Below are 26,480 nucleotides of genomic sequence, written 5' to 3' on the forward strand. Positions count from 1 at the left end.
GTGCACCCCTACGCGCAGGATGTCCCCGCCGGAAGACGTCCTCAGGCCGGTGCGCGCAGTACCACGATGCGCTCGGAGAGCGGCCCCACCAGCGGCAACCGCACCAGGGGCGCGAGCACGGGGTTGTAGCGCGCAATGGTGTCGGTGAAGGGGACGTCGTGGAGCAGCGTGAAGCCGGGCGCGACCGTGCGGCGGAACTCGGCGGCGCTGGAGCAGCCGTAGGTGTATCGCGCCCCCGCATCCTCCACCGAGCGCTCCCTGCCGTACTTCTGGAACAGGCGGGCCATGACCTCGATGAGAACCGTCGCGCCGGGCAGCCGCGCAGCGATGATGTCCAACAGGGAGCGCACCTCGTCCTGCTCGAGGTACATGCTCAGTCCCTCAATGATGACGAGCATGTCACCGCTCCCCTCACCGCTAGCCCTGTCCTCTTCCAACCGGTCGGGCCAGGCGGGGTCGAGGGCGGAGGCGGCGATCGTGCGGTGGCGCTCGCCGTCCTCGAGCAGCCGGCGTCGCAGCTCGATGACGTCGGGCAGATCGAGGTCGTACCAGGTGACGCGCCCGTCGTCGAGGCGCTGGAAGCGGGTATCGAGCCCGCAGGCGATGTTGACCACCGTGCAGCCGGGGTGGGTGGCGAGGTAGCCGGCGACGAGCGGGTCGAGGGTGAGGGTGCGCAGCACGACGCCGTCGGCCATGAGCCGGTCCTGACTCGCCATGGTGAAGTCGTAGTCGAGCCGGGAGACGAGCTCGACGGCGGCGGGGTCGGTGAAGCGGGGCCGCTCGGAGAGCGTGTGCTGCGCCCGGGCGTAGAGGGTCAGCAGCATCGTCTTGCTGACCCCGGTCAGGTCTGCTGTCTCGTATGCGCTCATGCGGTCAATTCTGCGACTCCGATGCCGCAGGCCGCTACCGCCGTCACGACATCTCCCGGCGTCCCTCGATGCCCGACATCGACCTGCGCAGCTCAGTAGCGGTGGATGCCGCAGGCCTCCTTGATACGGCGGATCCTGGGAGGCAGCTCCTCGGGCGCCATGGTGCGCGGAACGTCGCAGGAGCCCGCCTGGGTCGCCACCTCGTAGAACCAGCACTTGTAGTCGATGAAGTCGAGGGTGGTCTCCAGGTCCCTGATCTGGCGGAGAACCTCCTCGCGCCGAGCCTCCACGATCCGGCGCCTGGCCGCGATGGTCGAGTCGCCCTCGACGTAGAGGCGCACGTACTCCTTGATCTCCCTGATCGGCATGCCGGACTTCTGGAGCCTCTCGATGTAGCGGATCCACTCCAGGTCGTCCTCGGTGAAGCGGCGGGTACCTCCCTCGGTGCGAACCACCTGGGGCAGCAGGCCCTCGCGGTCGTAGAAGCGCAGGGCCGACGTCGTCAGTCCCGTGGCCCGCGAGGCCTCGCCAATGCCGTAGGTGCGTTCCTGGTCGGCGGTCACCGGCATCGTCATGGTGTCTTCTCCTTCCTGACCTCGGTGAGCAGGCACGTGCAGCACCTCACTCACCCGGCGCTTGATCTGAAGTGCACTTCATATCCGAGAGTAGTGACAACGGCCCGCGGGGAGGAACCCACCGCCGGTATCCACCCCACCGCCCGCCTCGCCGTCTGCTCACCACCTACCTCAGGAGATCATCGTGTCCGCCTCTTCCACCTCACCCGCCACGCCGAACGCTCCCCTGCCCCGCATCGCTCTGGGAACCTGGTCCTGGGGGTCGGGCGCCGCCGGAGGCGACCAGGTCTTCGGCAACCACCTCACGGATGACGACCTCAAGCAGGTGTTCGACGCCGCCATGAGCCAGGGCCTGCGCCTGTGGGACACGGCGCTCGTCTACGGCATGGGCGCCTCCGAGCGCGCGCTCGGCGCCCTGATCGCCGACGTCCCGCGCCAGGACGTCATCATCTCCACCAAGTTCACTCCGCAGATCGCCGGAGACGGGACCGACCCGGTCGCCGACGAGCTGGCGCAGTCCGAGCAGAACCTCGGCACCAGCGACATCGACCTCTACTGGATCCACAACCCCGGTGACGTCGAGCGGTGGACCCCGCTGGTGGCCCAGCTGGCCGCGGAGGGCAAGGTCGGGCGCGTGGGCGTCTCGAACCACAACCTCGCCCAGATCAAGCGGGTTGAGGAGATCCTGTCCACCAGGGGCGTCCACCTCTCCGCCATCCAGAACCACTACTCGCTCCTGTACCGCTCGAGCGAGGACGCGGGCCTTCTGGACTACTGCCGCGACAACGGCATCGACTTCTTCGCCTACATGACCCTGGAGCAGGGCGCCCTGTCCGGCAAGTACGACGCCGACCACCTCATGCCGGCCGACTCCCAGCGCGGCCGCACCTACAACCCGCTGCTGCCCAGGCTCGGGGCCCTGCTGGAGACGCTGCGCGCCATCGCGGCGGCCCACGACGTCGCCCCCGCTCAGGTCAGCGTCGCCTGGGCCATCGCCAAGGGCACCATCCCGATCATCGGGGTCACCACGCCCGCCCAGGTCGACGACGCGGCCAAGGCCGTCAGCCTGACGCTGAGCGCGGACGAGGTCGCCAGGTTGGAGGAGGCCGCGCAGGCCTCCGGCGTCGACACCCGGGGCTCGTGGGAGAGCCCGATGTCCTGAGGGGCTGCACGCCAACCTGCACGCCAACCTGCACGGCCACCTCCCGCAGCCACCACCACCCACCTACTTGAAGGAACAGACATGTTCATCATTGACCTGACCATCACCGAGACCGTTGACGAGCAGAGCGCTGCGGAGCACCTGGCCGCGCACCGAGCCTGGTTCTCCGCGCACGTCGAGTCCGGAGACTTCATCCTCCTGGGACCGCGCCTGGACCGTGAGAAGGCCGGCATCATCGTCGCCCGGGCGGCGTCGCGCGAGGACCTGGAGAAGATCCTGTCCCAGGACGTCTACTACCCCGACGGCGCCACCTACGAGGTTGCCGAGTTCAAGGCGGCCTCCGGCGTGCCCGAGGTCGCCGGTCTTCTGGAGTAGGAGCGGTGGCCCCGCCTTCTAACGGCGCGGCACCGGGCTCGGCCGGTTGCCCCCTCAGCCTCCGGGTGGCGACCGGCCGGCGACGTCTGCACCGCTGTGCGCGACCGGCCGTGCGGCTCAGTCCTCCTCCAGGACGCCGTTCCACGCCAGGAAGTCGGCGGTGCGGCGCATGGCCTCCTCCCAGTTGGCGTCCCCGAAGCCGTGGGCGGCGCCGGGGATGGTGACGAGCTCGGCGTCGGGAAGGGATCGTGCGGCGGCCCGGGAGACCTCGATGGGCACGGCGCGGTCCTGCTCCCCGTGGACGATGAGGACGGGACGGCGGTAGGTGGCCAGCTCGGCCCCGACCTCCAGGTTCCAGCCGTCGACGGCGTAAGCGCGCCCCAGGCGGCTGCCCGCCCAGTCGAACTCCTCGGGCACGGCCGCCAGGGTGCGGAAGGCGGCGCGCAGGTTCTCCCCCAGCCGCAGGGCCGGGTACCACAGGGCCAGGGCGGCGATCCGCTGCGGGTGCCGGGCGGCCGCGAGCGCAGCGACCGCTCCTCCCAGGCTCAGCCCGAACAGGGCGACCCGGGAGGCGTCCGCCTCCGGCCAGGCGCAGGCGGCGGTGAGCACGGCCTCCAGGTCCGCCAGCTCGGTGAGGGCCGACATCGCGGTGGTCTCGCCCTGGCTGGCACTGCCGCCGCCCCCGCGGAAGTCGAAGCAGACGGCCACGGCACCGGCCGCGGCAAAGCGTCGCGCCATGGGGGCGACGCGGGTGTGGGATCCCTCCATGCCGTGGCCGCAGATGACCAGGGGCGCGGGGGCCGACGACGCCGCGCGCGGGATGTAGGCCAGTCCCCCGATCCTCTGCCCCTGGGCGGTGAAGGTGACCTGCCGTGAGAGGTAGGGCTGCGTCGTCGTCACATGTGCTCCTTGCCGTCCGGGCCAGGCGGAAGGCGCCCGGCCCGGCAGCCATGGTAGAGCCACGGTAGACGCCCCGCCGGACAGCCCCGCCGCGCTCCGGTCCTGCGCCTCAGTCGTCGAGGTGCGCCAGCAGCGTCGGAATGAACTCCTCATGGTGCTGGAAGACGCCGCCGTGCCCGGACCCTGGGTAGATGACCAGCGCACTGCCGGGGATGCGTTGGTGCAGGTCCTGGGACAGCGGGGTCGGGACCATACGGTCGTGGTCACCGTTGGCGATGAGGGTGGGGGCCGTGATCCGGGACAGGTCCTGCGGCTGCTGGCGTCCCCAGGCCTTGATGGCGGCGATCTGGGTGCGGAAGGCCTTGAGGGTGATCGGTGTGTCCCGGTCCATGACTCGTTCGCGGATCCGGGCGAGGTAGTCGCGGGCCGCCGCCTTGCCGGTGGGCGTGCGCGGGAAGAAGAGGAACTCCTTGGCGTCGGTGCGAGCCAGCGCCCCGCGCAGCATGTCGAGGTAGACGTAGGCCGCCCCGGTGGGCCGGTTGATCCCTTCGCCTCCGGCAGGGCCTGTTCCAGCCAGGACGAGCCGTCGCACCAGGTTCGGGGCGTCGAGGGCGACCTGCTGGGCGACGAATCCTCCCAGCGAGAAGCCCATGAGGTCGATCCGACTGAGGCCGAGCGCTGCGATGAAGGCCCGTACGGCGCCGGCCATGCCCTTGATGGTCGGTGGCACGCTCCCGGCGGAGGAGCCGATGCCGGGCAGGTCGAGCGCGATGACGCGGCGACCGGCCGCCAGGGCGTCGACGACGCGGGGATCCCACTCGTCGAGGGTGGCACCGAGGTGGGTGAGCAGGACGATGGGCATGGCGCCGTCGGCCCCAAGATCCCGGTAGGCGAGGGACTCGTTCCTGACCCGCAGGTGCCGGGTGGGAGCGGAGGTCCATCGAGTCGCGCGCCCACCGTTCAGTGTGGTGCCGCCTGTCTCAGGCATGGGTGGTGACCTCCTTGGAGTCGATGGTGACCAGGACCTTGCCCCGGGTGCCGCCGGCCAGCAGCTGGTCGAGCGCGGCGGGGGTGTCGTCGAAGGGCAGGACCCGGTCGACGACGGGTTTGAGGACACCGTCGTCGACGAGTCCGGCGACGGCTCGCAGCGCCTCGCCGTCGGGCTCGATGAACAGGAACCGGTAGCGCACGCCGAGCCTGCTGGCCCGGCGGCGCAGCCTGAGGCTGAGGGCGGACAGGGCGAGCTTGACGACGGGGCCGGCTCCGGCCTGGTCGGCCAGCGCGGGGTCGGGCGTGCCGGCGATACCGACCACGATGCCTCCCGGGCGCAGCACCTCGAGCGACCGGGAGGTGACCTCGCCGGCCTGGGTGTCGATGACGATGTCGACGGGGGTACCGGCCAGACGCTCGACGAAGTCCTCGTTGCGGTAGTCGATGATGACGTCGGCACCAAGATCGCGGACGACCTCAGCGCTGGATGCGGAGGCCGTGGTGGCCACGGTGGCGCCCAGGTGCTTGGCGAGCTGGATGGCTGCCGCGCCGACGCCGCCGGCCCCGCCGTGGACGAGGACCGTCTGACCCGCCTCGAGCCGACCGATCGTCACGAGCGCCTGCCATGCGGTCAGTGCGACGACGGGCAGCGCGGCGGCCTGGACCAGTGGGATGCTGCGCGGGGCGGGGGCCAGGGAGTCGGCATCGACCGCGACGATCTCCGCCCAGGTCCCCATGGCGACCACGCCGGTGTAGCCGTAGACCAGGTCGCCGACGGCGAGCCCCGTGACCTGGCTGCCAACGGCGATCACCTCGCCGGAGAGCTCTCCTCCCATGACCTTGGGCAGGTCGAGACGGAAGACGGCCTTGAACTCCCCGGTGCGGGTGCGCTCGTCGGCATGGTTGACGCCGGAGGCGATCATCCTGACGAGCACCTGGTGCGGACCGGGCTCGGGAACGGGCATGTCCACGGGGCGCAGGGGCCGGCCGTACTTCTCCAGGACGAAAGCCTTCATCGTGTCCTTCCTGTGATGCAGGATCACTGCATCTAGTTGCATTGTGTTACCACTTGGAGGAGACGTTATGCTATCCAGTAACAGAATGCAACTACCTCCAGGAGCGCGCATGATCCCCCACCCCCGCTCTGACTGCCCGATCAACCGCAGCCTCGAGCTTCTCGGCGACCGGTGGAGCCTGCTGATTCTGCGCGACATCGTCCTGCATGACAGACGTTCCTTCCGCGAGCTGCTCACCGGCAGCCAGGAGGGCATCAGCGCCCCGGTGCTGTCCCGCCGACTGGCCGACCTGGTCGAGACGGGCTTCCTGACCAAGAACGAGGTCACTCGCGGCAGGCAGGGCCGCTACTCACTGACCGAGCAGGGTCTGGCCGTCGTGCCGCTGCTCATCGAGCTCGGCCGGCTCGGCGCACGCATCGACCCGACGACGACGCACAACGCCCCCGACCTCGACGAGGCCGGCCTGACCGAGCGCATGTCCGCCCTGCGCAGGGCCCACATGGAGTCATGACGCGATCTCGGTCAGGGAGCAGGACCCCAGAACCGCCTGCGGGAGCACGCCGGAGACCGGCGCACCCCCGCAAGGACACGACACGACAGGACCCCGGAGATATCAGATGGCGCTGTAGCCGCCGTCGACGAGAATGGGCGATCCGACGACGTAGCCGGAGGCCTTCGAGGCCAGGAACAGGATGGCGGTGTCGAGCTCGCCCTCCTTGCCGAAGCGGTCCAGCGGGATCATGGCACGGAAGGCCGATCCGGTGTCCTCGGCGTCCAGGACGTCGGTGGTCAGCTCGGAGTAGAAGTAGCCGGGACACAGGGCGTTGACGGTGATGCCGTACTTGGCCCACTCGGCGGCCAGGGCGCGGGTGAGGTTGACGGCGCCGCCCTTGGCCGCGTGGTAGGCGGCCATGCCGGCAACGTTGGAGCCGACCATGCCGTACATGGAGGCGACGTTGATGATGCGTCCGTAGCCGGCGGGGATCATGGCCTTCTTCGCCGCGGCGCGCGAGACGCGGAAGATGCCGTACAGGTCGATGTCCACCTCGGTGTCGAACTGCTCGTCGGTCAGGTCCTCGGCGGGGCCGAAGCTGCCGGTTCCGGCGTTGTTGACCACGATGTCGAGGCGGCCGAAGGTCTCCAGAGCGGCGTCGACGGCGGATTCGACGCCGGCGGTGTCGCGCACGTCGCAGTGCAGGGCGAGGGTCTTGACCCCGAACTCGTCGGCGATCTCCTTGGCAACGGCCTCGACGCGCTCGACGCGGCGGGCCACCGCGACAATGTTGGCTCCGGCGCTGGCCAGCGCCTTGGCCATCTGGATGCCGATGCCCGACGAGCAGCCGGTCACGAGGGCCACCTGCCCGGTCAGGTCGAAGTAGTTGCGGTCCATGGTCATCTCTCTTCCTTGAGTCATTCTTGAGTCGTTCCCGGGCCGGTTGGCCGAGAGGTTTTTGGCGTCAGGGTTGAGCACCCTGACGAACAAGAACCTATGAGGAAAAGAGTTGTTAGTACATATGATGAATCAGTTGTTGACCTGGGGTAAATGACGTCAAGTCGAGAAATCGCCGCCCATCACACATTGTCATCTCGACAGCGAGGGGCGTCCCCGAAACTCGGGAACGCCCCTTGGACGGCGGCGGATGGTCTACAGGATCGTAGGCGACTCCGCTCAGCCCATCAGCGGGACTCCTACTGAGCGTCACTGTCGCGCGTCTCGCTCCAGTCGACGACGAGGGTCCGCTCGGCGAAGTACCAGACGTCGTCGCGCTTGACGAAGACGTCCAGGTAGCGCAGGGAGGCGATCATGACCTTGCGCGTCCCGCCCTCGTTGTAGAAGTGGTAGGCGATGGTGTAACTCTCGCCCGTGGCACGGTCGCCGTCGAGCTGCACCGTGCTCTGACCGTTGAAGTGGGTGGTGACGTCATAACGGTTGAGGTCGGCGAAGACCGGGGTGAGGGCCTCACGCCCCTCGAGCACGTAGCTGGGCTCGCTTCCCGCCCCGTCCATGTGGACGGAGAAACGGGCGTCCTCGGTGAACAGGGCCTTCTGGCCCTCCAGGTCCCGCCGGTCGGCGCAGTGGGCGTAGGCGTCGAAGAGCTCGCGGATCGCGATTCGGTCTGCAACCTGCTCGAGGCTGACGGTGCGGTCGAGGTTGCGCGAGTCGGTCATGACTGTCTCGTTTCTGTGGATGATGTCAGGTGGCTGGGCCCGCCGTCCTTGCCTCGGCCGGGCCGGCGCGCCGGACACAGGCGCGTCCGGGCGCGAGGTAACCGGTCATGAGGCCGGTCAGTATGTCGGCGAGCTGCCCCTCGACGTCGACGACGGCGCAGCGCAGCTCGGGGTCGCTCTCGTAGAGGTCCCGCAGTGGGGTGTCCAGGGCCGCCATCTGCCACAGGGCGCCGGCCATGCTGGTGGCGGTGGCGACGACGTTGAGGGCTTGTGCCTCATCCAGCGGCAGCAGCCGGCGGATCAGGTCGCTGATACGCTGAACCTGTCCCACCATCTCCCGCTTGGAGGTGCGCAGGGAGTCCAGGGACACGTTGCGCTCCAGGTTGAGGGGAGCCTGCGCGAGCAGGTCGCACAGGACAGGACGCTCTCGCAGCGTATGGGCCATGACGCGCGCGATGGCCGCGGCACACTCGGCGTCAGTCTCCCGCGCTGGGCGGGGTTCGAGCTGCTCGTGCAGGACGTCCGCCCACTCCTGCCACCCCTCGCCGGTCAGGATGAGGAAGATCTGCTCGCGTGTCTCGAAGTAGCGCAGCATCGCCGACTTGTGCATCCCGACGGCGTCGGCGATGTCGGTCAGGGTGACGACCCGCACTCCACGCCGGCGAGCCAGCTGGGCCGCCGCGTCGAGGATCACTCGTCGCCTGTGCTGCTTGGCCTCGGGGCCACGGGCTCGCTGGAACTGCTGTGGGGGCGGTGAGGGCATAGCCCTATGGTTTCATGCCGCTCCTCCGGGGCAGCCCGGCGGGCCCGCCTCACACGTCGTTGGGAAGCTCCACCGGGTAGGGGCGCTCGAAGTCCAGGGAGACACTGACCGGCAGCCAGGTCGTGGCCTCGGCGATCTGTGAGAGCGAGTAGTCGATGGCGGTCTGCGCGGCTCGAGCACCGAAGAGGATGTGCCCGGGCAGGTTGTCACGCTTGAGGATACGCACCAGGGTCTGGCCGGCGCGCACGGGGTCGCCTTCGGAGGCGATGCCGGTGCTCATGAGGTTGGCCATGGCTCCAACCGTGTCCCGGTAGCCCTCATCGATATCCAGGATCTCCATGGAGGGTCCGGCCCAGTCGGTGGCGAACCCGCCGGGCTCGACGACCAGGCAACGGACCCCGAAGGGGGCGAGCTCGGTGGCCAGGACGCGGGTGAAACCGTCGACAGCGAACTTGGCGGCCTGATAGGCGCCCAGGCCCGCGTGTCCGCCCACTCGTCCACCCAGGGAGGAGAACTGCACGATCACTCCGCTTCCCTGACGCCTCAGGATCGGAATGAAGGCCGTGGAGACGTTGTAGACGCCCCAGAAGTTGGTGTCGAACTGACGGCGGAAGTCCTCCTCCGGAGCGGTCTCGATGGGGGCGATGTTGGCGTAGCCGGCATTGTTGACCACGACGTCGATCTGACCGAAGTGCTCGACGGCGCTCTGGGCCGCTACGCGAGCCTGCTCCGCGCTCGTGACGTCGAGGGCCACGGGCAGCACTCTGCTCTCTCCGTAGCGCTCAACGAGATCGGCCAGCTGCTCGGGTTTGCGGGCGGTGGCGACAAGCCGGTCTCCCGCCTCGAGCACCGCCTCGGCCAGGGCGCGACCGAAGCCGCGCGAGGATCCTGTGATGAACCATGTCTGAGTTGCCATGCGTTCAGCCTGTCAGGCCGACTACGTTTACGCAACCGCGTTTCGTTATGCCGTCGGCATACGCCTTCGTGTCGAACCCCGGCATGAATCGAATGGAAGCAGCGAGGCGAGAAGAAACCGGGGTGGGGATCCGGCACCTCAGTGCCGGCTCCCCACCCCGGTTCTCGAGAGTTCCCGGGAGTCCCTAACGGCCTCGCCTAGCGGTAGGCCTCCGAGGAGGCGTTCTCGTCGTACCTGGCCACCAGGACGAGGCCGGACAGGGCGTAGGGGCCGCCGATGTAGGGCATGACCTGGACCAGGGCGGCCGCCACCTTCTGGCGGGAGGACCCGGCCTTGATGGCCCCGGCCACGTGCGGACGCAGCTGGGTGGCTGCGCCGATGGCGGCGATGGCCACAAGGCTGACGAGCTCGCGCTGGGCGACGTCGAGCCCGCCGCGGGTGGCGAAGTCGCCGAAGGCCCAGGAGGTCAGCAGGTGGGGCACGAACTCATCGAAGGGCTCGGGCAGGGCGGAGAAGACCTCCCTGACCTCGTTGCCGTACAGCGGGGTCTGGATGGCGGCTCCCTCCTCCTCCCGGGCGCTGGGGTCGGTGGCGTCAACGGTGCCGGCGTTCTCCAGGGGCAGGGAGATGCCGTGCGCCTCGAAGACCTCGTTGGCCACACCGATGGCGTTGAGGGTCTTGGGGAATCCGATGTAGGGGGCGCACTGGTAGATGACCTCGCGCAGCTGCAGGGGCGTGGCGCCGATGTTGAGGGCGGCGCCCACGTGGGCCTTGAGCTGCGGGAGGGTCTGCATAGCGGCCAGGACGGTGACGGTGAGCAGCTCGCGCTCGACGTCGGTGAGGACACCCGTGGAGAAGGCCTCGTCGAAGATCCCGTTCTGGAGGATGTCGAACAGCTCGGGGTCCGTGGGGTGCGGTTGGGGCTCCACCCCGAACAGCCTGGTGAAGGTCTCGCGTGCCTGGGGTGTCAGCGCCATGGAGGGCTCCTTACGATGTGCGGGCGGCTTGTCCTGAGCATGTCATGTCTACCGCCCGGGCGACAGGTTCTTTCACACCCCGGCTGCGGCAAGCCTCCAGGCCATGCGGATGACGCGGGCTGCCTGCGTCTCGAGCTCGGCGCGCGTCAGGCTCACCGCGCCGTCGGCCTGCTCGGGCCGGCCGGCCGCCCCGAGGTCCTCACTCCCCCGTCCCAGGGCGGCCAGGAGGTCCTGCCGGTCCGGCTCGCCGCCGGGCATGAAGAGCTCGTTGCCGGCCTTGACGGTGGCGGCGGCGGTGGCACGCGGGTGCCTCATGTCGCTGCGGGCCATGCCGTCAACGACCCAGTCGGTCATGACCAGTCCGTCGAAGCCCCACTCCCGGCGCAGGATGACCTCGAGCAGCTGGGCCGACTCGGAGGTGTGGACGCCGTTGATGAGGTTGTAGGAGGTCATGACGGCGGCCGGCCGGGCCCGGCGCACACAGATCTCGAAGGCGCGCAGGTAGAGGTCCCGCAGGGCGCGCGGGCCGACCCGGCTGTTGGAGTTGAGGCGGTTGGTCTCCTGGTTGTTGCAGGCCAGGTGCTTGATGGTCACGCCCCGCCCGGGGTGGGACTGGACGCCGCGGGTGATGGCGGCGGCGATGATCCCGGCCAGGAGCGGGTCCTCGGAGAGGTACTCGAAGTTACGTCCGCACAGGACGGACCGGTGCAGGTTGAAGGCCGGGGCGAGCCAGAGGTGGACGCCGAAGCGCTCCATCTCAGCCCCGACGACGTCGCCGAGCCGCTCAGCCAGCGCCGGGTTCCAGGACTGGGCCAGCGCGGTGCCGATGGGGATGGCCGTGGCGTACTGCTCGCGGATCTCTACGGGCTCGCGGGGCTCGGGCTCGCCTGCGATGCCCAGGGCCTCGCGTCCGGCGTCGTCCATGAGCTCGAGGAAAGTGGGAGGCAGGCTGGAGTCGCCCAGGGAGAAGGGGCCCTCGGCGTCGACGCCGTAGGTGGGGGCCAGGCGCAGGCCGGCGGGCCCGTCGGCCATGATGATGCTGGGCACCCCGGCGATGCGGGTGGTGGACTGGCCCGCCGCGCCGACGACGGTTGTGGAGGCCGCCCCGATGATGGACCCGGACTCCTTACCGCTGCGGTAGTCGCCCAGAACGGTGTGGATGAGCTCGTCGTCGGACAGGGTCCGAGCCAGGGCGAGCGCCTCGCCGAGGTCTGCGGCGCCTGCGGGCTCATCCCGGTCGGGGAGGTGCAGACGGGCCGGGTCGACGGCGAGCAGTGGCAGGTCGGCCGGGATGTCGAGGACTACCGGGGACTCGGGCCTCCAGTCGGTGAATCCGGGGTCGCCCAGGTCTCCGGTCAGGCGACGCACGATCGTATCCTCGCCGAGGCCGATGACGGCGACGGGGCTCAGGTGCCGGCTGGAGGTTCCCACCCGCAGCAGGTAGCGGCCGGCCTCCAGGACGGTGGCGTGGGCGGCCGCGTCGTAGGAGGCCAGGTCGGTCAGGTCGACGTCGACGGTGACGCGCGTCGTCTCCCCGGGGGCGATCTGTCCGGTCTTGGTGAAGCCGACCAGCGCCTGGAGCGGCTGGTCGAGGCGGCCGGACGGAACAGCGGCATAGACCTGGACGGTCTCCTTGCCGGGGTGGGAGCCGGTGTTGGTGACGTCGACGTCGATGCTCACGCGCGCGCCGTCGAGGCTCACCTGGCGGGTGCAAAGGTCGAAGGTCGCGTAGCCCAGACCGAATCCGAAGGGGAAAAGGGGCTCCTTGCCGATCGAGTCGTAGAAGCGGTAGCCGACGTAGACGCCCTCGCGGTAGCGGGTGTCGTCGGGGTCGCCGAAGTCGCCGATCTGGTCGGTCTCGTCCCAGGCGGCCCATGTGGTGGTGAGCTTGCCGGAGGGCTGGGCCCGCCCCAGGAGGACGTCGGCGAAGGCGTCGCCGATGGTCGCGCCGAGCTGGGAGAGCAGGAGGATGTTGGTGACGTTCTCGATCGGGCTGAGGTCGACGACACCGCCCACGTTGAGGACGAGCAGGAAGCGTTCGAAGCGCTCACTCAGCGCGCGGATGTCACGGATCTCGGAGGCGGTGAGCCTGAGGTCACCGGCATCGGGGGTGCGGTCGCTGCCCTCCCCGCAGGTGCGGGCCAGGACGTAGACGGCCACTTGAGGGTCGGTGTCGGTCTCGACGTCGAGGGGGATCGCGTGCTCGGGCTCGGGCATGACCGAGCCCATGCCGATCATGATGGCGGGGACGCCGCGCTTCGCGGCCTCGGCCCTGATGCCGGCGATGAAGTCCTGGTGGGCCTGCTCGTGGACGCGGTCGTAGGCGTCCAGCCAGGGCTTGGTGACGACGGTGAAGCCGGCCGCCTCCAGGCCCTCCTCGATGGTGGCGACGTGGCGGGAGTTGACGTCGCCGCTGCCGGTGCCGCCTTTGATGGTGCGGCGGGCGCCGGAGCCGAACAGGGCGATCTCGCCCGGTTCCGCCAGGGGGAAGGCGCCGTCGGAGCGCAGCAGCACCATGCACTCGGGCGCCAGGTCGCGGACGGTATCGAGGTGGTCGGTCTCGTAGGTTTCCATATGCACTTACTCCACGGTTCCAGGTGTCAGGACATCTTCAGGCGACATCATGAGCCGGGAGCAATCCAGGGGACGAGCGCACGACGATCGATCTCAGCATCGGTTGCAGGATCATTCCAGGTGTCCTCAAACTCAGTTCGACGACTGGCATGGAAGATCGTGGGACTATACTCTCCTTTATTCAGGCCGTAACTGCGCCGATATGGGGGATTCAGCTCAGTGCTTGTCGGAGTCGCCAGCGGATGATAATCCGGTGACTGGTAGGCCTGAGCCGCCTGGATCAACTCCTCACTAAGAGGAATGGCCACAAAAGCCCCCTCCACCGGCTGCCCGCAACGACTAAGGTCAGAAATCCCATAGACCGAGAGCGAGATGCTGTTCTGCCTGTCTGAAAGGGAGGCATTCACCGACGTGATGGCGCAGACGGCCCGACCGAGCTGCACCACGATATAGACCCCCTCCCCCAGCACACCGGCGCCCGCGCCTTCGGTCGTGGCCTGCGATGGATCCAGGGTCGCCAGAGCCACCTTGGAGTCGACGACTGTGGCGGAGGCGAATGCTGCGGGCTGGTCACTCGAGGTCCACGGGTAGTAGATGGGTTTCACCGCGACCTCCGTCGAGGAGTCGGACCGACCGTGCTCGGAGAGCCCCTCAACGACCGGGGTGAAGAGGGTGACAGGCGCACCGTTGGCGACCGGGCTCGCAGACGCCGAGGAGAAGGGATCAACCGTCCGCCCGGGGACCGTGTAATCAGCCAAACCGTCGTCGTACCCCCCGTAATAGCTGGACAGTGGAAGCGCTGCAGGATTCGTTGATCGAGAATCAGAAGAATCCAATTTCCCTACCTGGGCGGCATAGCCGACCAAAACTGCCGCCATGATGATGGAGAAGAACCCCCCGAGACTCCGCAAGCCATAAGAGGCTTCCGACGGTTCGTTAGCCTCAGGATTCTTATACTTCCATCCCTCAGTGGCCCTCCACGAACCTTTTGGATTGACCATCTGCCACAACCCCAACAGACCCCAAATAATGGCAGCAATTATAAGGAGCGCCTGCAATCCCCGCACAACTAAACACCTTTCAGAGATTCAGCCCATGACACGCCTTGCACCTCGCGCTCATCCAGATACTGATCCCACCTCGCGGAGCAGTGGGATGACGGATCAGTCAGACCAGCGCTTGAGCAGCACCACTGTATTGCAATCGAGCCATCCGAGTGCCTGTATTTCCGATCCTGATCGTCGTCGTCCTACGCCGTACACCGGAACCGACCACAATGGCCCGTCACTACTCAGCACTGCGCGGAAGGTCGGGGTCTGCCCCGTCATCGCAGGGCTCCACGACCTACGATAGACGTGAGGGTGCCGGATCCGGAGGCGTTTTCATGCGACATCCGGCGCCCGGTGATGTGGAGGAATGATGATGAGCCGGAAGTCCCGGAAGGCCGCTCGGAGCACGACCCTGAAGACCGCCCTCGGCATCGCGGGTACGAGCCTGGCGCTGGGAGCCTTCAGCGCCTACTCGCGCAGGCGCTACCGGCGCTCGGCCGCGGCGACCCTCGCGGAGTACGGCACCCGGCCGGTCAAGGTGCTGGGCGCCCGCATGTCGACCACCAAGAGGATCGCTCATCTGGCCGGCCGCCCCGAACCTCGCCGCGCCGTCGCCTTCCCGGTCTGGGCGCGTCTCTTCTACGAGCTGGAGAGGCGCGAGGACGAGGGGATGCCCGTCTACTACGTCCGTGGGCGCACGCCGTCGAACACGATCGTCGTCTACCTCCACGGCGGCACCTACATCTCGACGGCGGCCTCGGCGCACGCCTGGCTGGTGGACCACCTCGCCCGCAGGACGGGGGCGGAGTTCATCATGCCGCTCTACCCGCTGACGCCCCACCACACGTGGGAGGAGGCGCACCGCCTGGTGCTGGACCTCTACCGGCGCACGGTCGCCGAGAACCCGGGCAAGCGGATCATCCTCATGGGTGACAGCGCCGGCGGGGGCCTGGCGGTGGTCATCGCCCTGTCCCTGGCCGAGGAGGGCGCAGCCCAGCCCGACGAGCTCGCCCTCATCTCCCCCTGGGTCGACATCACCCACGTGAACCCGGATATCGCCGACTACGTCGACGCCGACCCACTCATGGCGCCCGAGCCCCTCACCGAGATCGGCCGGTCCTGGGCGGGCGAGACCCCGTTGACCGACTGGCACCTCTCCCCCATCTACGGTGAGCTGTCGGGCCTGCGGAAGGTGACCACCTTCGTGGGGACCCGGGAGATCTTCCTGCCGGATAACGCGCTCTTCCACGCCAAGCTCCTGGAGGCCGGGGTCGACTCGACGCTGCACGTCGGCGAGAGCCTCAACCACGTCTACCCGATGTTCCCCACCCCCGAGGGTCACCGGGCGCGCCGCGACCTGGCCCGTCTCATCACCGGGGAGCTGGCCTGACCGCGCTCGATTACCGCCACTGGCGGTAAAGTGTGGCGGTAATCGCCGTCACACGGGACGTGCGACGATGTCAGATGGGCCGAGCACGCATAAGGGAGACCAGATGGCCTACGAGCCACCGCTGAACCGCACAGCCGAGATCGACGAGCTCTGCATGGAGATCGCCGAGCTCGTCGGCGCTCTCGGAACAGCATCCCCTCTCAGTACGAGTCCCGTCCTTCACCGCGAGCTGCGCATCACCACCATCCACTCCTCCCTCATGATCGAGGGGAACACGCTCTCACGTGAGATGGTCACGGCAATCCTCGACGGCAAGCGGGTTCTCGGTCCCGCCGAGCAGATTCTCGAGGTGGACAACGCGCGTCTCGCGTATCAGCTCATGAATGACCTCAACCCTCATTCCGCCAATGACCTGCTGCGAGCCCATGGTGTCATGATGCAAGGGCTCATCGACGACGCTGGACAGTATCGCTCCGGGAACGCCGGCGTCTTCAGGGGGGACAGGCTCATCCACGCGGGGACGCCGGCTCAGTACGTTCCCGAGGTCATGGCCGACCTGTTCGACTGGATGTCCTCGACCGACCTTCACCCTCTGCTGGTCTCGTGTGTCTTCCACTACGAGTTCGAGTTCATACACCCCTTTGCGGACGGCAATGGCCGCACCGGGCGCCTATGGCACACGCTACTGCTGTCGCACTGGCGATCGCCACTGGCCTGGCTGCCGATTGAGAGTGTGATCCGAGATCGCCAGGCCGGGTACTACGCGGCAATCGCCGGCTCGAACACAGCGGGGTCGAGCGAGTCCTTTGCCACCTTCATGCTTACGGTTATCCGAGACGCGCTACTCCCCTACGCATCAGGCTCGTCGGTGCCGGACCGCCAGGCGCGGACACTCTTGTTCCTGGGTGCCAACCCGAGTGCAACGATCGCCGATCTGGCGGGGCACCTGGCGTGCTCACGTAGAACGGCGGAGCGCATCGTCTCCGAGCTGCGTCGCTCAGGACGCCTGAGGAGGAAGGGAAGTGCCCGAGCAGGAGCCTGGCAAGTGGTCGACGACGACGGCTCTGCATAATCTCCGACTGCGAGGGTCACAGGGGCCGCTGCAACCTGGCCCGTCCCGTCACCGGGGAGCCCACCGCTTGAGGGTTGGCAGGACGACAGCCAGGTAGGAGACCGCCTCGTCCCGAGAGATGCCGACTCCCTCAGCCACATAAGGGGCATTGTGCTCAATGAAGGCATCGAGCGACTCCTCTCCGTCGAAGGACCCGTCCGGATAGCACCAGACGCAGTACTCCTCCGACTTCGTTCCGTCGGACTCGGCGCCGTAGTCCGCCTCCTTACCCAAGGGGAGAGCGCAGCTCTGACAGCACGGCTCCGGAGGCATCTCCAGAAGCCGTGTGACCGGAACATCGAGCGCACCAGCAAGAAGCTTGCACATGTCGACGCCCGGAGTCGTGACTCCGGTTTCCCACCTCGAGACGGCTTGGCGGGTGACAAGCACCTTGCCCGCCAGGTCGCTCTGAGTCATCCCCTGAGCCTCCCGGGCCGCACCGATGACTTCTCCGATACTCATGTTGATCCCTTTCTTTATCGCGACCCTCTGCACAGCCACCTTCATCAGGAAACCACGGCCCGACCCCGGCGTCGAGCAACATGTTGTTGCGCCGATATCACTGGGCCTCAACGCTCGCCGCCCAAAAGCAGATCGGCAGCGGCCACCATCCTCGATCCGGCAGTTGGCGCCGTTTCGACCCGGCAGTTGGCGTTTTTCAACCATGTGGTCACACACTGCGCGCACCGGTCCGCGGGCCGACGACGACGCACCACTACCCAGGACTGCCTCCGGGCAGCCCCACCACTCACCGGCCACTCGCCCAGTCGAAGAGATCGATGGCCTCCTGCCGGCCTCCGGAGCGCACCAGCAGGTAGAAGGTCACGTGCGCCACGGTGTCGCGGATCGGCACAACCGCCCGGTCCGACAACGACGACGAGAAGTCGGCGAAGGAGGGTGCGTCTGTGACGAAGTAGGACAGCGATGAGCTGCGCGTCAGCTCCTTGAAGACTCCCGGATCCTCCTGCACCACGAGCTCCGAGTGCGGGAAGCACCGGTCGCACACCTGCCGCCAGAAGCCGATGTCCTTCAGGATCAGGAAGGTCTCGCCGTCGAGCTCGGCGGCGTTCAGGCTCTGCCGCCCCGCGAGCGCGTGCCCGGACGGCAGCACCACGGAGAGGTTCTCCACCATGAGCCGGCTCGAACGCACCATCGGCAGCGCGAGCGGCCGCAGGCTGATACCCAGGTCGAGATCGCCGTTGACGACCCCGGTCTCCACCTCGGAGTCAGCAAGCATCTGAGAGGTCAACACCTGTCCGGGAAACCGCTCCGTCATGAGGGCGGTCAGGCGCCACAGCGGCGCCGGGGCGACAGTGCCCACGCGCAGGGCACGGGTTCGGCGGGCGACGTCGCCCAGTGCCTCACGCATGGCCCTCTCGGTCCGGAGAATCTGATGGACGTGCTCCAGCGCCACGCGACCGGCCTCGTTGAGGACGAGGCGGCGCCCCATCCGGTCGAAGAGCGGCTGGCCGAGCTCGCTCTCCAGCCTTCCCAGTGAGCGGGAAAGGGCCGGCTGAGAGAGGTGCAGCTCCCTGGCCGCGGCGCTCATGGTTCCCTCACGCTCGATCGCTTCGAGCTGTCTGAGCTGCTCCAGCTCCACATTCCCTCCCCTTGATGCGCCTAGTGCATCAGTAGTTCCGACATCTGCATTTTACAGACATGGAAACACGGTGAAGACTGATGCACAAGACAGCACACGACAGAAGAGACCGGGAGGAAGCCCCATGCTCTACCAGACCCTCAACAACGGCGTCGAGATGCCGATGCTCGGATACGGCGTCTTTCAGACCCCGCCCGATGAGACCGAGCGCTGCGTGACCCAGGCCCTCGAGGTCGGCTACCGACTCATCGACACCGCCCAGGCCTACGGCAACGAGGAGGGCGTCGGCGCCGGGGTGCGCGCCAGCGGCCTGCCGCGCGAGGACGTCTTCATCACCTCCAAGATCTGGGTGGCCAGCATGAGCTACGAGCGGGCCACCGCCTCCATCGACGAGTCGCTGCGCAAGCTGGGCACCGACTACATCGACCTCATGCTCCTGCACCAGGCCATGGGCGACTACCCCGGCGCCTACCGCGCCATGGAGGAGGCCTACCGGGCCGGCAAGCTGCGCGCCATCGGGGTGTCCAACTTCTACCCCGAGCGTCTCATCGACGTCGCCCTGCTCGCCGAGGTGCCGCCGGCGGTCAACCAGATCGAGACGCACCCCTTCCGTCAGCAGGACGCCGCCCACGAGGTGATGGCCGAGCTCGGCGTCGTCCACGAGGCCTGGGCGCCCTTCGCCGAGGGGCAGAACAACATCTTCGCCAACCCGGTCCTGACCGAGATCGGCGAGAAGTACGGCAAGAAGCCCGGACAGGTGATCCTGCGGGCGCTGATGCAGAAGGGCGTCGTGGTCATCCCCAAGTCGGTGCGCCGCGAGCGCATGGAGGAGAACTTCGACGTCTTCGACTTCGAGCTGAGCGCGCAGGACCTGGCCACCTTCACCGCCCTCGACGACGGCAGCCTGCCGCGCATCTTCGACCACTACGACCCCAAGACCGTCATGTGGCTGCTGCGCGACTACGTCAAGAACGCCCAGCTGAACGGCGGAACCCTGTACTGAGCGGCCAGGCCCTCATCGCCGAGTGGCGCCGTACGAGTCGGTGTCCGACGACGAGTAACCGGGCGGTAACAGGGCACCACGCCCTGACCGCGACCGGCCGGCACCTCCATCCCCTGACACTGAGAGGAACATACGCATGAGTCCTATGACGCGACGCGCACTCGGACAGGGTCTTGGGGCCCTCGCCGCAGTGCAGGCCCTGGGCATGAGCACCGCCTCCGCCGCCCAGAGCTCCCCCTCGGCCAACCCGTCCAACTCGAAGACCGGTTCCCCGAACGGCGCCAAGCCCATCTGCATCAGCCGGCAGGGCACCTTCCAGGCCGGCGGCACCGTCCAGACGGCCCCGGGCACCTTCGACCCCGTTCGCGGGCAGATGGCCGAGGCCGGGCAGACCCGCCACTCGGACCACGCCCACGTCTTCTACCAGCTGCCCCAGGAGGCCAACAAGCACAACGTGGTCTTCCTGCACGGCTACGGCCAGTCCTTCGCCGGCTGGCAGTCCACCCCCGACGGGCGCGAGGGCTGGTCGGACTTCTTTCTGCGCCGCGGCTACGGCGTCTACCTGGTTGACCAGCCGCGCCGCGGGCAGGCCGGCCAGTCCTCCGTGCCGGCGCAGATCTCGGCGACGCCCGACGATCTCAACTGGTTCACCCAGTTCCGCATGGGGCGCTGGCCCGAGTTCAACGAGGGCGTCCAGATCCCCACCGACGAGGCCTCGATGGATCAGTTCTTCCGTCAGATGACGCCGGACACGGGCGAGTTCGACGTCGAGGTCATCACCGCTGCGCTCGTCGCCGTCATGGAGAAGGCCGGCCCCTCCACCCTCGTCACCCACTCGCAGGGCGGCATCCCCGGCTGGTACATCGCCGCCCGGAGCACGAACACCGAGTCGGTGGTCGCGATCGAACCCGGCAGCTTCCTCTTCCCCGAGGGCGAGAACCCCGAGCCCATCGTGACCGACTACCCGGGTCCTGCGGGAGGCACCGCCGTACCGCTCGAGCAGTTCGAGGCCCTCACCACGTTCCCGATCCGCATCTACTACGGGGACTTCATCCCCGCCGAGGGCGCGGCCGAGGACCTGCCCGCCAACCAGTTCTGGCGCGCCAACCTCAAGATCGCCCGCGAGTTCGAGCGCGTCGTCAACGCCCACGGGGGCGACTGCGAGGTCATCGTCCTGCCGGAGGCGGGCATCCACGGCAACGACCACTTCATGTTCCAGGACCGCAACTCCGACGAGGTGGCCGAGCACATCCACTCCTGGCTCAAGACGAAGGGCCTGTCCTGAGGATGCTGAGCAGGCGAGGCCTGTGCGTCGCGGCGGGCGCCGCTGTGGCGAGCGCCGGGGCGGCACTGGCCTCGGGCTGCTCGCCGGCGCCCGGCCGGCGGACCAGGAACGAACCAGGCTCACGATCCCCAGGAGGTGAAGCAGCAGTGGACGGCAGCACCCTCATCGCCGACGTCGTCGACGATCCTCTTCTGGAGGACTACGGCCGCTTCCTGTTCCCCATCACCCACCGCCCGCCCGGGCGGGGAGACACGCTGGCCGACGCCGGAAAGCTGCTCACGTGGTACTCCCACGTGGACGTCGGGGCCACGGTCGACGTCGTGAACGACGTGCTCTCGCGCCGTCGAGCCGGCAAGACGGTCTTCCACGACATCTACACCGAGGCGGAAAAGGCCGCCGACCCCACCCTGAGGGACACCGGGCTGTTCGTCTTCCCGGCTCAGGGCCTCGCCGACGGCCGGCTCCCCCGCGTCGCGGTGTGCTGCGCGGGCGGCGGCTTCGCCTACGTGGGCTCCATCCACGACTCGATGCCGCACGCCCTGTGGCTGGCCCGTCACGGGTACACGGCCTTCACGTTGCAGTACCGCCCCGACTTCCGGCTCGGCTGCCAGGACCTGGCTCGCGCCGTCTCCTTCATCCACTCCCGCGCCGCCGAGCTCGGCGTGGACCCGACCGGCTACTCGCTGTGGGGAGGATCAGCGGGAGCGCGCCTGGCCGCTGCCCTCGGCTCCTACGGCCCCACCCGGTTCGGGGGCGACGACGTGCCCCGCGCGGGCGCCGTCGTCATGCAGTACACGGGTCTGAGCGAGGTCACCGGGAGTGAGCCGCCCACCTACGCCTGCGTGGGCACGGCCGACACGATCGCGCCCTGGCGCACCATGCAGGCGCGCACCGACGCCATCGCGGCCGCGGGGACGGCGTCGGAGTTCCACTCCTACGAGGGCCTTCCCCACGGTTTCGGGCTCGGTACCGGGACGGTCTCCGAGGGGTGGATCGAGGGCGCCGCCGCCTTCTGGCGCGCGCAGGTCGAGGCCCGCACACCCGCGGGCTGAGAGGAAGGACGGATGAGAACAATGACGCGACGAGCACTCGGCCGGGGACTGACCGCCCTGGCCGCGGCCCAGGTCCTGAGCTCCTGCGGGCGCGCAGGCACCAGGGCCGCCGGCTCCTCCGCCAGCGCGGACCTGGGCGGGGTACGCGACTACGTCAGGGGGAACCCCACCCCCGGCTTCAGCGGAGTCGACCTGGGCCACGTGAGCCCGAATCCGGCCACGGCGGAGGGCACGGTCCTCACCGCGAAGGTTGATCCCGGCCGCAGGCAGTGCCTCTTCCTGTGGGAGGACGGCAGGGTCCCGGCCACCACGGCTCCCAGCGGCAGCGGCTACGACCCGGCCGGCTTCCGCCCCACGGTCACCAGCGTCCCCGCCACAGGGGGCAACGCCGTCAAGGGCGCCGTGCTGCTGTGCGCGGGCGGGGCCTTCGCCCTGCGCGGGGACAACTCCGACTGCTACCCGACGGCGGAGCAGCTGACCGCCCGCGGCTACCACTGCTTCGTCGTCGACTACCGGGTGCGGCCCTCCACGCAGGCCGAGGCCGGGTGCGACCTGGCCCGGGCGATCCGCTTCGTGCGCGCTCACGCGGCCGACTACGGTCTTCCCAGCCAGGACGCCATCGCGCTGGGCGGCTACTCCGCCGGCGGGATCCTGTGCGGCGAGACGATCCTCAACTGGTCTGGCACCGTCTCACCCTCCGTCCTCGACGCCGGCTACGTGCCCGACGAGCTCGACGCGACCAGTGCCGACGCCGCCGCGACGGCGATGATCTACTCCTTCTACGGTCGCCTGTCCGTGGCGGAGCTCAACCCGGACCGCCTGACCGGAGTCGTGCCGACCTACTACTGCTACGGCACGAAGGACCCCTTCTACGACCAGTTCGAGGCGCAGGTCGAGCTCCTGGCGGGCCGCGGCGACACCCTGCGCGCCCGGGTGCTCGACGGCTGGCCGCACGGATTCGGCGCCGAGGGAGGCTGGATCGAGGAGTACGACGCGTTCATGCAGGAGGTCCTCGCGACCACCTGACCACCGACCGCCCCAAACCCCGCAGCAGGTCCACACAACTCACGAGAGGAAACCCCATGTCCAAGCCCCGCACCGCCCTCGTCATCGGTGCCACCGGCCAGGTCGGCCGCGTCGTCGTCGAGGAGGCCCTGGCCCGCGGCCTGAGCGTCCGCGCCCAGTCCCGCAACGCCTCCCGCGCCGCAGCCGTGCTGCCCGCCGGCACGGAGGTCGTCGAGGCCTCCCCCACCGACGCCGCCTCCCTGGCCAGGGCGGTGGAGGGCGTCGACGCCGTTATCTTCACTGGAGGAGGCGACGACGATCTGGAGAACAACTTCTACGCCGTCGTCCCTGCCCTGCTGGAGGCGCTGGAGGGCCGGCCGGAGGTTCACATCAGCTTCATGACCTCCATGTACATCTCGCGCCCGTCGGGTGAGTCCTGGGACTGGAAGCGCCGCGCCGAGCGCCTGGTGCGCGCCGGCGGCCACCCCTACACGATCGTGCGTCCCGGCTGGTTCGACTACCAGGGGCCGCAGGACACCCAAATCGATCTGCGTCAGGGCGACCTCGTCGAGGGCAGGCCCGGCGTGGACCGGCGCCACATCGCCCAGGTGCTCATCGAGGGAGCGCTCAACCCCTCGGGCGAGCACCGCACCGTCGAGGTCTTCTCGCGCGCCGGTGAACCGGTCACGGACTTCGAGGCGCTCCTCGCCGGCACCCGACCGGACACCGAGACCGGCCGCGGCGCCCTCGACCGGGTCCTCGTCCCCCTCACCGACGAGCCGGCGCGGGTTCAAAGCGATATCGCCCGCTTCGGCGCCTGACCACCACAATTGAGAAACACGATTGAGAAAGCAGTCATGACAACAGCACACACGCCCCGCGCCGTCGGCGCCTCCGCAAGCCGCAGAACCTTCCTGACCGGAGCCGGGGTGCTGGCCACCGCGGCGTCAGGAGCCCTGCTCGCCGCCTGCGGACGCTCATCCTCGTCCTCCGCCGGCTCAAGTGCCGCCAGTGGCTCGGCGCCAGCAGCCTCGTCGTCGAGCAGCGCCTCGCCCCTGCCCTCGGGGAGCAGCGTCCTGGTCGCCTACTACTCGGCGCAGGGACACACGAAGACCGTCGCCGAGACCATCGCCGGCGAGCTCGGCGCCAGCACCTTCGTGATCGAGCCGGCCAACCCCTTCAGCCAGGACGACCTCAACTGGAGGGACAGCTCGAGTCGCGTCGTCACCGAGTACGAGAATCCCGACCAGCGCTCCACCCAGCTCGCGTCCAACGCACCGGCCGACTTCTCGAGCTACGACACGGTGTTCGTCGGTTACCCCATCTGGTGGCAGAGCGCCTCCTGGGCGATGACGGACTTCGCCCGCCAGAACGACTTCACCGGAAAGACCGTCATTCCTTTCTGCACGTCGCTGTCCTCGCCGCTCAGCAGCAGCGGCACCGAGCTGGCTGAGATGGCCGGCGGCTCCGGAACGTGGCAGGAGGGCATACGTTTCGAGGAGAACGTGAGCACTGAGGAGGTCGCCCAGTGGGCGAGGCAGTTTCGCCCCTGACTCCCAGGACACGGTGACTCAGGGGACGCAGACCTACCGCGGGTTCACGATGGACAACGTGCTGCACTCCTCGGCACACGGAGACATCCACTTCCACCTGAGCGTTCCGTCCGGCTACGACGCGTCCAGACCTCACGCGCTGTTCGTCACCCTGCCCGGGTGGCAGGGGCTCTACTTCCAGGGCGTGGGCGTCAACCTGCAGACCGAGGACTTCGCCTTCGAGGCTCCGGCGTACCGCGACGACATGATCATCGTGGCGCCGCAGCTCAGCGACTGGGGACAGACCTCGGCGGACCAGACCATCGCGCTCGTCGAGTACCTGCTGGGGGCGTACTCGATCGACCGCACCCACGTGTTCCTCGAGGGGTACTCAGGGGGCGGCGAGACGGCCTCACTCGCGGCGGCCACGCGACCCGACCTGTTCTGCGCGGTGCTGCACTGCGCCTCCCGGTGGGACGGCGACCTGGCGGCCGTGGCCGATGCGCGGCTGCCCGTGCGCCTCGTGGTGGGAGAGAACGACGAGTACTACGGCGCCGAGCCCGACCGGGCCAGCCACCGCCAGCTGGTCTCGCTCTATGAGGCACGGGGTGTCAGTACGGATGAGACGGCGCGGCTGGCGGTGCTCGACGTCAAGCCGGGCTCCTACTTCTCCCAGCGCGGCGCCTCCGACCAGCACGGCGCCGGCAACACCCTGTTCGCCCGGGACCGGGAGGTCATGGCCTGGCTCTTCAACCGCTGACCGTGCTCATGGAGACCGCGTCCCAGACACGAGCAGCGGCCGAACTCGTTGACCGGGGCAGGCGGCTACTCTTGGGCCGGCCACGTTGAAAGGACTGACATGCTGCTGTTCGTCAACGCCTCCTCCAAGCGCGACGGCAACACGACCGCCATGGCGGAGAGGCTGCTTGAAGGCACCGGTTACGAGACGCTCCACCTCATCGACTACGCCATCCACGCTCGCGGCTCATCGCTGCCCGGGGACCAGTGGCCCCGGGTCTGGGAGCGCATGTGCGCGGCGGACGTGCTCGTATGGGGCACCCCCGTCTACTGGCACGGCATGACCGGCACCCTCAAGACCCTCATCGAGCGGATGAACGACGAGCCCGCCGAGCGGATCGCCGGCACTCCCCTGGCCTTCTTCTTCCAGGGCTCAGGGCCCGGAAGGGCCGTCACCGAGGTCATGCACACGACGATCGAGCGACTCACTGACCTGTACCGGATGCCGCTGCTCGGCATCGCCGACGGCGCCCGCGGCATCCCGGCCCTGCGCCAGCGAATCGTCGGGCCCTTCTTCGCCGAGAACCTGTGACGATCGCGGGCTGCCCTACAAGGTCCGCCGTCGGCACCGGTCACAGTCGAAGATCGAAATGACTTCCGGTCTCCACCAGGAGCAGCACGAGCTCTGCCTCTCGAACCTCGTAGATCAGCACCCAGTCGGGCCGGATATGGCAGTCCCTCAATCCGATCCGATCCGCCGTGAGCGCATGGTCACGGTAGCGGGCGGGCAACGTCTCCTGGCGCTGGAGCATCTCAACGACGGCGAAGAACTCATTCAGGTCAAGACCACGCTTCTTCGCTCGCTTAAGGTCCTTCTTGCACTTGTTCGAGAGGACGATCTCGAGCATCACAGATCCAGGTCTTTGCGCAGGTCAGCAACACTGCGATAGCGCTTGGCGGTACCTGCGGCGATAGCCGCGTCAGCCTCCTCGTAGGCACGGCGCGCCTCAGCACTCATGCCGTAAGGGCGAGAGGTGTCGAAGGGGAAGCCCTGGAAGTCATTGAACGCACGCACGAACATACGTACGGCGTTGGAGGGGGTCGTCCCCATCCGATGAGCGAGCTCAACGAACAGACGCTTGTCCTCGGCGTCGATCTTGACGTTGAGATTCTCCATAGCAGTCGACATCGTGTCCTCCTCCCTCCACGGCGAGGGTAACACGAAGTATCACACTGAGACACAACTCGGCGGCGGATAGGCGCCGCGGGAAGCGCCGAGCGACGCCGGTCAGGTACGTCTCAACGAACTCCACGAGCTCTCCTGTCAACCCTCTTGGGCAGGGGAATGCCAGCAACCTCGGGGCACAGGTAGCCGTGGTTCTGTTCCGTCACGTAATTTCAACTCATCAACAAGTGACGGATCGTCATT

Annotated in this window: 29 protein-coding genes; 13 read left to right on the forward strand and 16 right to left on the reverse strand. The window is 68.3% G+C overall.

Features of this window, described 5'->3' with window-relative positions; all coding sequences use genetic code 11:
• Nucleotides 1–41: 41 nt before the first annotated feature.
• A complete protein-coding gene (locus tag HCR68_RS09070) occupies nt 42–869 on the reverse strand; it encodes a class I SAM-dependent methyltransferase (protein WP_167148751.1) in 828 nt (275 codons plus the stop codon).
• Nucleotides 870–961: 92 nt separating this feature from the next.
• Nucleotides 962–1,444, reverse strand: a complete 483-nt coding sequence (locus HCR68_RS09075; RefSeq protein ID WP_167148753.1) for a MerR family transcriptional regulator — start codon at nt 1,442–1,444, stop codon at nt 962–964.
• A gap of 184 nt (nt 1,445–1,628) precedes the next feature.
• On the opposite strand from HCR68_RS09075, the gene HCR68_RS09080 reads away from it, so the two are divergent.
• Together HCR68_RS09080 and HCR68_RS09085 are read left to right on the forward strand one after the other, a co-directional pair.
• Entirely contained in the window at nt 1,629–2,606 is a 978-nt protein-coding gene (locus HCR68_RS09080) for an aldo/keto reductase (RefSeq protein WP_208320552.1), read from the forward strand.
• An 81-nt stretch (nt 2,607–2,687) separates the two neighbouring features.
• On the forward strand, nt 2,688–2,981 hold the full coding sequence (locus tag HCR68_RS09085; RefSeq protein ID WP_167148755.1) for a YciI family protein: 294 nt from the start codon (nt 2,688–2,690) through the stop codon (nt 2,979–2,981).
• A 117-nt stretch (nt 2,982–3,098) separates the two neighbouring features.
• On the opposite strand, the gene HCR68_RS09090 is transcribed toward HCR68_RS09085, so the two are convergent.
• The 3 genes from HCR68_RS09090 to HCR68_RS09100 form a co-directional block, all read right to left on the reverse strand.
• A complete protein-coding gene (locus tag HCR68_RS09090; protein ID WP_167148757.1) occupies nt 3,099–3,881 on the reverse strand; it encodes an alpha/beta fold hydrolase in 783 nt (260 codons plus the stop codon).
• Nucleotides 3,882–3,990: 109 nt separating this feature from the next.
• Nucleotides 3,991–4,869, reverse strand: coding sequence for an alpha/beta hydrolase (locus HCR68_RS09095; protein ID WP_167148759.1), 879 nt, complete (start codon nt 4,867–4,869; stop codon nt 3,991–3,993).
• Nucleotides 4,862–5,887, reverse strand: a complete 1,026-nt coding sequence (locus tag HCR68_RS09100; protein WP_167148761.1) for an NADP-dependent oxidoreductase — start codon at nt 5,885–5,887, stop codon at nt 4,862–4,864. Before HCR68_RS09100 ends, HCR68_RS09095 begins: the two co-directional genes overlap by 8 nt.
• A gap of 109 nt (nt 5,888–5,996) precedes the next feature.
• On the opposite strand from HCR68_RS09100, the gene HCR68_RS09105 reads away from it, so the two are divergent.
• The gene (locus HCR68_RS09105; protein ID WP_167148763.1) at nt 5,997–6,398 is read left to right on the forward strand and encodes a helix-turn-helix domain-containing protein; all 402 of its coding nucleotides are present in this window, start codon (nt 5,997–5,999) and stop codon (nt 6,396–6,398) included.
• A 102-nt stretch (nt 6,399–6,500) separates the two neighbouring features.
• On the opposite strand, the gene HCR68_RS09110 is transcribed toward HCR68_RS09105, so the two are convergent.
• The 7 genes from HCR68_RS09110 to HCR68_RS14260 form a co-directional block, all read right to left on the reverse strand.
• Nucleotides 6,501–7,283 (reverse strand): SDR family oxidoreductase, encoded by a 783-nt coding sequence (locus HCR68_RS09110; RefSeq protein ID WP_243859025.1) that lies wholly within the window; start codon nt 7,281–7,283, stop codon nt 6,501–6,503.
• 293 nt (nt 7,284–7,576) lie between these two features.
• Nucleotides 7,577–8,056 (reverse strand): nuclear transport factor 2 family protein, encoded by a 480-nt coding sequence (locus HCR68_RS09115; RefSeq protein ID WP_167148767.1) that lies wholly within the window; start codon nt 8,054–8,056, stop codon nt 7,577–7,579.
• Nucleotides 8,057–8,081: 25 nt separating this feature from the next.
• Nucleotides 8,082–8,819: a TetR family transcriptional regulator gene (locus HCR68_RS09120; RefSeq protein ID WP_167148769.1), complete on the reverse strand. Its 738-nt coding sequence runs from the start codon at nt 8,817–8,819 to the stop codon at nt 8,082–8,084.
• 49 nt (nt 8,820–8,868) lie between these two features.
• Nucleotides 8,869–9,735 carry an SDR family NAD(P)-dependent oxidoreductase gene (locus HCR68_RS09125; protein ID WP_167148771.1) on the reverse strand — a complete coding sequence of 289 codons (867 nt, stop codon included), beginning with the start codon at nt 9,733–9,735 and terminating at the stop codon, nt 8,869–8,871.
• A gap of 197 nt (nt 9,736–9,932) precedes the next feature.
• On the reverse strand, nt 9,933–10,712 hold the full coding sequence (locus tag HCR68_RS09130; protein ID WP_167148772.1) for a carboxymuconolactone decarboxylase family protein: 780 nt from the start codon (nt 10,710–10,712) through the stop codon (nt 9,933–9,935).
• Nucleotides 10,713–10,784: 72 nt separating this feature from the next.
• On the reverse strand, nt 10,785–13,286 hold the full coding sequence (locus HCR68_RS09135) for a glycoside hydrolase family 3 protein (RefSeq protein WP_208320553.1): 2,502 nt from the start codon (nt 13,284–13,286) through the stop codon (nt 10,785–10,787).
• 47 nt (nt 13,287–13,333) lie between these two features.
• Nucleotides 13,334–14,353: a DUF6199 family natural product biosynthesis protein gene (locus HCR68_RS14260; RefSeq protein ID WP_243859026.1), complete on the reverse strand. Its 1,020-nt coding sequence runs from the start codon at nt 14,351–14,353 to the stop codon at nt 13,334–13,336.
• 355 nt (nt 14,354–14,708) lie between these two features.
• On the opposite strand from HCR68_RS14260, the gene HCR68_RS09145 reads away from it, so the two are divergent.
• Together HCR68_RS09145 and HCR68_RS09150 are read left to right on the forward strand one after the other, a co-directional pair.
• The gene (locus HCR68_RS09145) at nt 14,709–15,725 is read left to right on the forward strand and encodes an alpha/beta hydrolase (protein ID WP_167148774.1); all 1,017 of its coding nucleotides are present in this window, start codon (nt 14,709–14,711) and stop codon (nt 15,723–15,725) included.
• Nucleotides 15,726–15,828: 103 nt separating this feature from the next.
• Entirely contained in the window at nt 15,829–16,797 is a 969-nt protein-coding gene (locus tag HCR68_RS09150) for a Fic family protein (RefSeq protein ID WP_167148776.1), read from the forward strand.
• Nucleotides 16,798–16,845: 48 nt separating this feature from the next.
• Here the strand turns inward: HCR68_RS09150 and HCR68_RS09155 are convergent, their stop codons facing one another.
• On the reverse strand, nt 16,846–17,343 hold the full coding sequence (locus tag HCR68_RS09155) for a zinc ribbon domain-containing protein (protein WP_243859027.1): 498 nt from the start codon (nt 17,341–17,343) through the stop codon (nt 16,846–16,848).
• 241 nt (nt 17,344–17,584) lie between these two features.
• On the reverse strand, nt 17,585–18,436 hold the full coding sequence (locus HCR68_RS09160; RefSeq protein ID WP_167148778.1) for a LysR family transcriptional regulator: 852 nt from the start codon (nt 18,434–18,436) through the stop codon (nt 17,585–17,587).
• Between the two features lie 124 nt (nt 18,437–18,560).
• Here HCR68_RS09160 and HCR68_RS09165 point away from each other — a divergent pair, with 124 nt between their 5' ends.
• From HCR68_RS09165 to HCR68_RS09200, 8 genes are all read left to right on the forward strand, one after another.
• The gene (locus HCR68_RS09165; protein WP_167148780.1) at nt 18,561–19,439 is read left to right on the forward strand and encodes an aldo/keto reductase; all 879 of its coding nucleotides are present in this window, start codon (nt 18,561–18,563) and stop codon (nt 19,437–19,439) included.
• Between the two features lie 136 nt (nt 19,440–19,575).
• Nucleotides 19,576–20,724: an alpha/beta fold hydrolase gene (locus HCR68_RS09170; RefSeq protein WP_208320554.1), complete on the forward strand. Its 1,149-nt coding sequence runs from the start codon at nt 19,576–19,578 to the stop codon at nt 20,722–20,724.
• 146 nt (nt 20,725–20,870) lie between these two features.
• The gene (locus HCR68_RS09175) at nt 20,871–21,776 is read left to right on the forward strand and encodes an alpha/beta hydrolase (RefSeq protein ID WP_167148782.1); all 906 of its coding nucleotides are present in this window, start codon (nt 20,871–20,873) and stop codon (nt 21,774–21,776) included.
• A 12-nt stretch (nt 21,777–21,788) separates the two neighbouring features.
• Entirely contained in the window at nt 21,789–22,802 is a 1,014-nt protein-coding gene (locus HCR68_RS09180) for an alpha/beta hydrolase (protein WP_167148784.1), read from the forward strand.
• 56 nt (nt 22,803–22,858) lie between these two features.
• Nucleotides 22,859–23,602: an NAD(P)H-binding protein gene (locus HCR68_RS09185; RefSeq protein WP_167148786.1), complete on the forward strand. Its 744-nt coding sequence runs from the start codon at nt 22,859–22,861 to the stop codon at nt 23,600–23,602.
• 36 nt (nt 23,603–23,638) lie between these two features.
• Nucleotides 23,639–24,334, forward strand: a complete 696-nt coding sequence (locus tag HCR68_RS09190; protein ID WP_167148788.1) for a flavodoxin — start codon at nt 23,639–23,641, stop codon at nt 24,332–24,334.
• 13 nt (nt 24,335–24,347) lie between these two features.
• On the forward strand, nt 24,348–25,073 hold the full coding sequence (locus HCR68_RS09195; RefSeq protein ID WP_208320555.1) for a prolyl oligopeptidase family serine peptidase: 726 nt from the start codon (nt 24,348–24,350) through the stop codon (nt 25,071–25,073).
• A gap of 99 nt (nt 25,074–25,172) precedes the next feature.
• Nucleotides 25,173–25,643, forward strand: coding sequence for an NAD(P)H-dependent oxidoreductase (locus HCR68_RS09200; protein WP_167148790.1), 471 nt, complete (start codon nt 25,173–25,175; stop codon nt 25,641–25,643).
• 40 nt (nt 25,644–25,683) lie between these two features.
• On the opposite strand, the gene HCR68_RS09205 is transcribed toward HCR68_RS09200, so the two are convergent.
• Nucleotides 25,684–25,962, reverse strand: a complete 279-nt coding sequence (locus HCR68_RS09205; protein WP_347878325.1) for a type II toxin-antitoxin system YafQ family toxin — start codon at nt 25,960–25,962, stop codon at nt 25,684–25,686.
• The gene (locus tag HCR68_RS09210) at nt 25,959–26,240 is read right to left on the reverse strand and encodes a type II toxin-antitoxin system RelB/DinJ family antitoxin (RefSeq protein ID WP_126412955.1); all 282 of its coding nucleotides are present in this window, start codon (nt 26,238–26,240) and stop codon (nt 25,959–25,961) included. The genes HCR68_RS09205 and HCR68_RS09210 overlap by 4 nt, the downstream gene beginning before the upstream one ends.
• Between the last annotated feature and the right edge of the window lie 240 nt (nt 26,241–26,480).

Source organism: Actinomyces sp. ZJ308 (assembly GCF_011752065.1).
Lineage (GTDB): Bacteria > Actinomycetota > Actinomycetes > Actinomycetales > Actinomycetaceae > Actinomyces.

Excerpts from the sequence above, each read along its gene's own strand:
- HCR68_RS09070 (WP_167148751.1), bottom strand. The coding sequence starts at position 869 with ATGAGCGCATACGAGACAGCAGACCTGACCGGGGTCAGCAAGACGATG.
- HCR68_RS09075 (WP_167148753.1), bottom strand. The coding sequence starts at position 1,444 with ATGACGATGCCGGTGACCGCCGACCAGGAACGCACCTACGGCATTGGC.
- HCR68_RS09085 (WP_167148755.1), top strand. The coding sequence starts at position 2,688 with ATGTTCATCATTGACCTGACCATCACCGAGACCGTTGACGAGCAGAGC.
- HCR68_RS09095 (WP_167148759.1), bottom strand. The coding sequence starts at position 4,869 with ATGCCTGAGACAGGCGGCACCACACTGAACGGTGGGCGCGCGACTCGA.
- HCR68_RS09100 (WP_167148761.1), bottom strand. The coding sequence starts at position 5,887 with ATGAAGGCTTTCGTCCTGGAGAAGTACGGCCGGCCCCTGCGCCCCGTG.
- HCR68_RS09105 (WP_167148763.1), top strand. The coding sequence starts at position 5,997 with ATGATCCCCCACCCCCGCTCTGACTGCCCGATCAACCGCAGCCTCGAG.
- HCR68_RS09110 (WP_243859025.1), bottom strand. The coding sequence starts at position 7,283 with ATGACCATGGACCGCAACTACTTCGACCTGACCGGGCAGGTGGCCCTC.
- HCR68_RS09115 (WP_167148767.1), bottom strand. The coding sequence starts at position 8,056 with ATGACCGACTCGCGCAACCTCGACCGCACCGTCAGCCTCGAGCAGGTT.
- HCR68_RS09120 (WP_167148769.1), bottom strand. The coding sequence starts at position 8,819 with ATGCCCTCACCGCCCCCACAGCAGTTCCAGCGAGCCCGTGGCCCCGAG.
- HCR68_RS09125 (WP_167148771.1), bottom strand. The coding sequence starts at position 9,735 with ATGGCAACTCAGACATGGTTCATCACAGGATCCTCGCGCGGCTTCGGT.
- HCR68_RS09130 (WP_167148772.1), bottom strand. The coding sequence starts at position 10,712 with ATGGCGCTGACACCCCAGGCACGCGAGACCTTCACCAGGCTGTTCGGG.
- HCR68_RS09135 (WP_208320553.1), bottom strand. The coding sequence starts at position 13,286 with ATGGAAACCTACGAGACCGACCACCTCGATACCGTCCGCGACCTGGCG.
- HCR68_RS09145 (WP_167148774.1), top strand. The coding sequence starts at position 14,709 with ATGAGCCGGAAGTCCCGGAAGGCCGCTCGGAGCACGACCCTGAAGACC.
- HCR68_RS09150 (WP_167148776.1), top strand. The coding sequence starts at position 15,829 with ATGGCCTACGAGCCACCGCTGAACCGCACAGCCGAGATCGACGAGCTC.
- HCR68_RS09155 (WP_243859027.1), bottom strand. The coding sequence starts at position 17,343 with ATGAAGGTGGCTGTGCAGAGGGTCGCGATAAAGAAAGGGATCAACATG.
- HCR68_RS09165 (WP_167148780.1), top strand. The coding sequence starts at position 18,561 with ATGCTCTACCAGACCCTCAACAACGGCGTCGAGATGCCGATGCTCGGA.
- HCR68_RS09170 (WP_208320554.1), top strand. The coding sequence starts at position 19,576 with ATGAGTCCTATGACGCGACGCGCACTCGGACAGGGTCTTGGGGCCCTC.
- HCR68_RS09180 (WP_167148784.1), top strand. The coding sequence starts at position 21,789 with ATGAGAACAATGACGCGACGAGCACTCGGCCGGGGACTGACCGCCCTG.
- HCR68_RS09185 (WP_167148786.1), top strand. The coding sequence starts at position 22,859 with ATGTCCAAGCCCCGCACCGCCCTCGTCATCGGTGCCACCGGCCAGGTC.
- HCR68_RS09190 (WP_167148788.1), top strand. The coding sequence starts at position 23,639 with ATGACAACAGCACACACGCCCCGCGCCGTCGGCGCCTCCGCAAGCCGC.
- HCR68_RS09200 (WP_167148790.1), top strand. The coding sequence starts at position 25,173 with ATGCTGCTGTTCGTCAACGCCTCCTCCAAGCGCGACGGCAACACGACC.
- HCR68_RS09210 (WP_126412955.1), bottom strand. The coding sequence starts at position 26,240 with ATGTCGACTGCTATGGAGAATCTCAACGTCAAGATCGACGCCGAGGAC.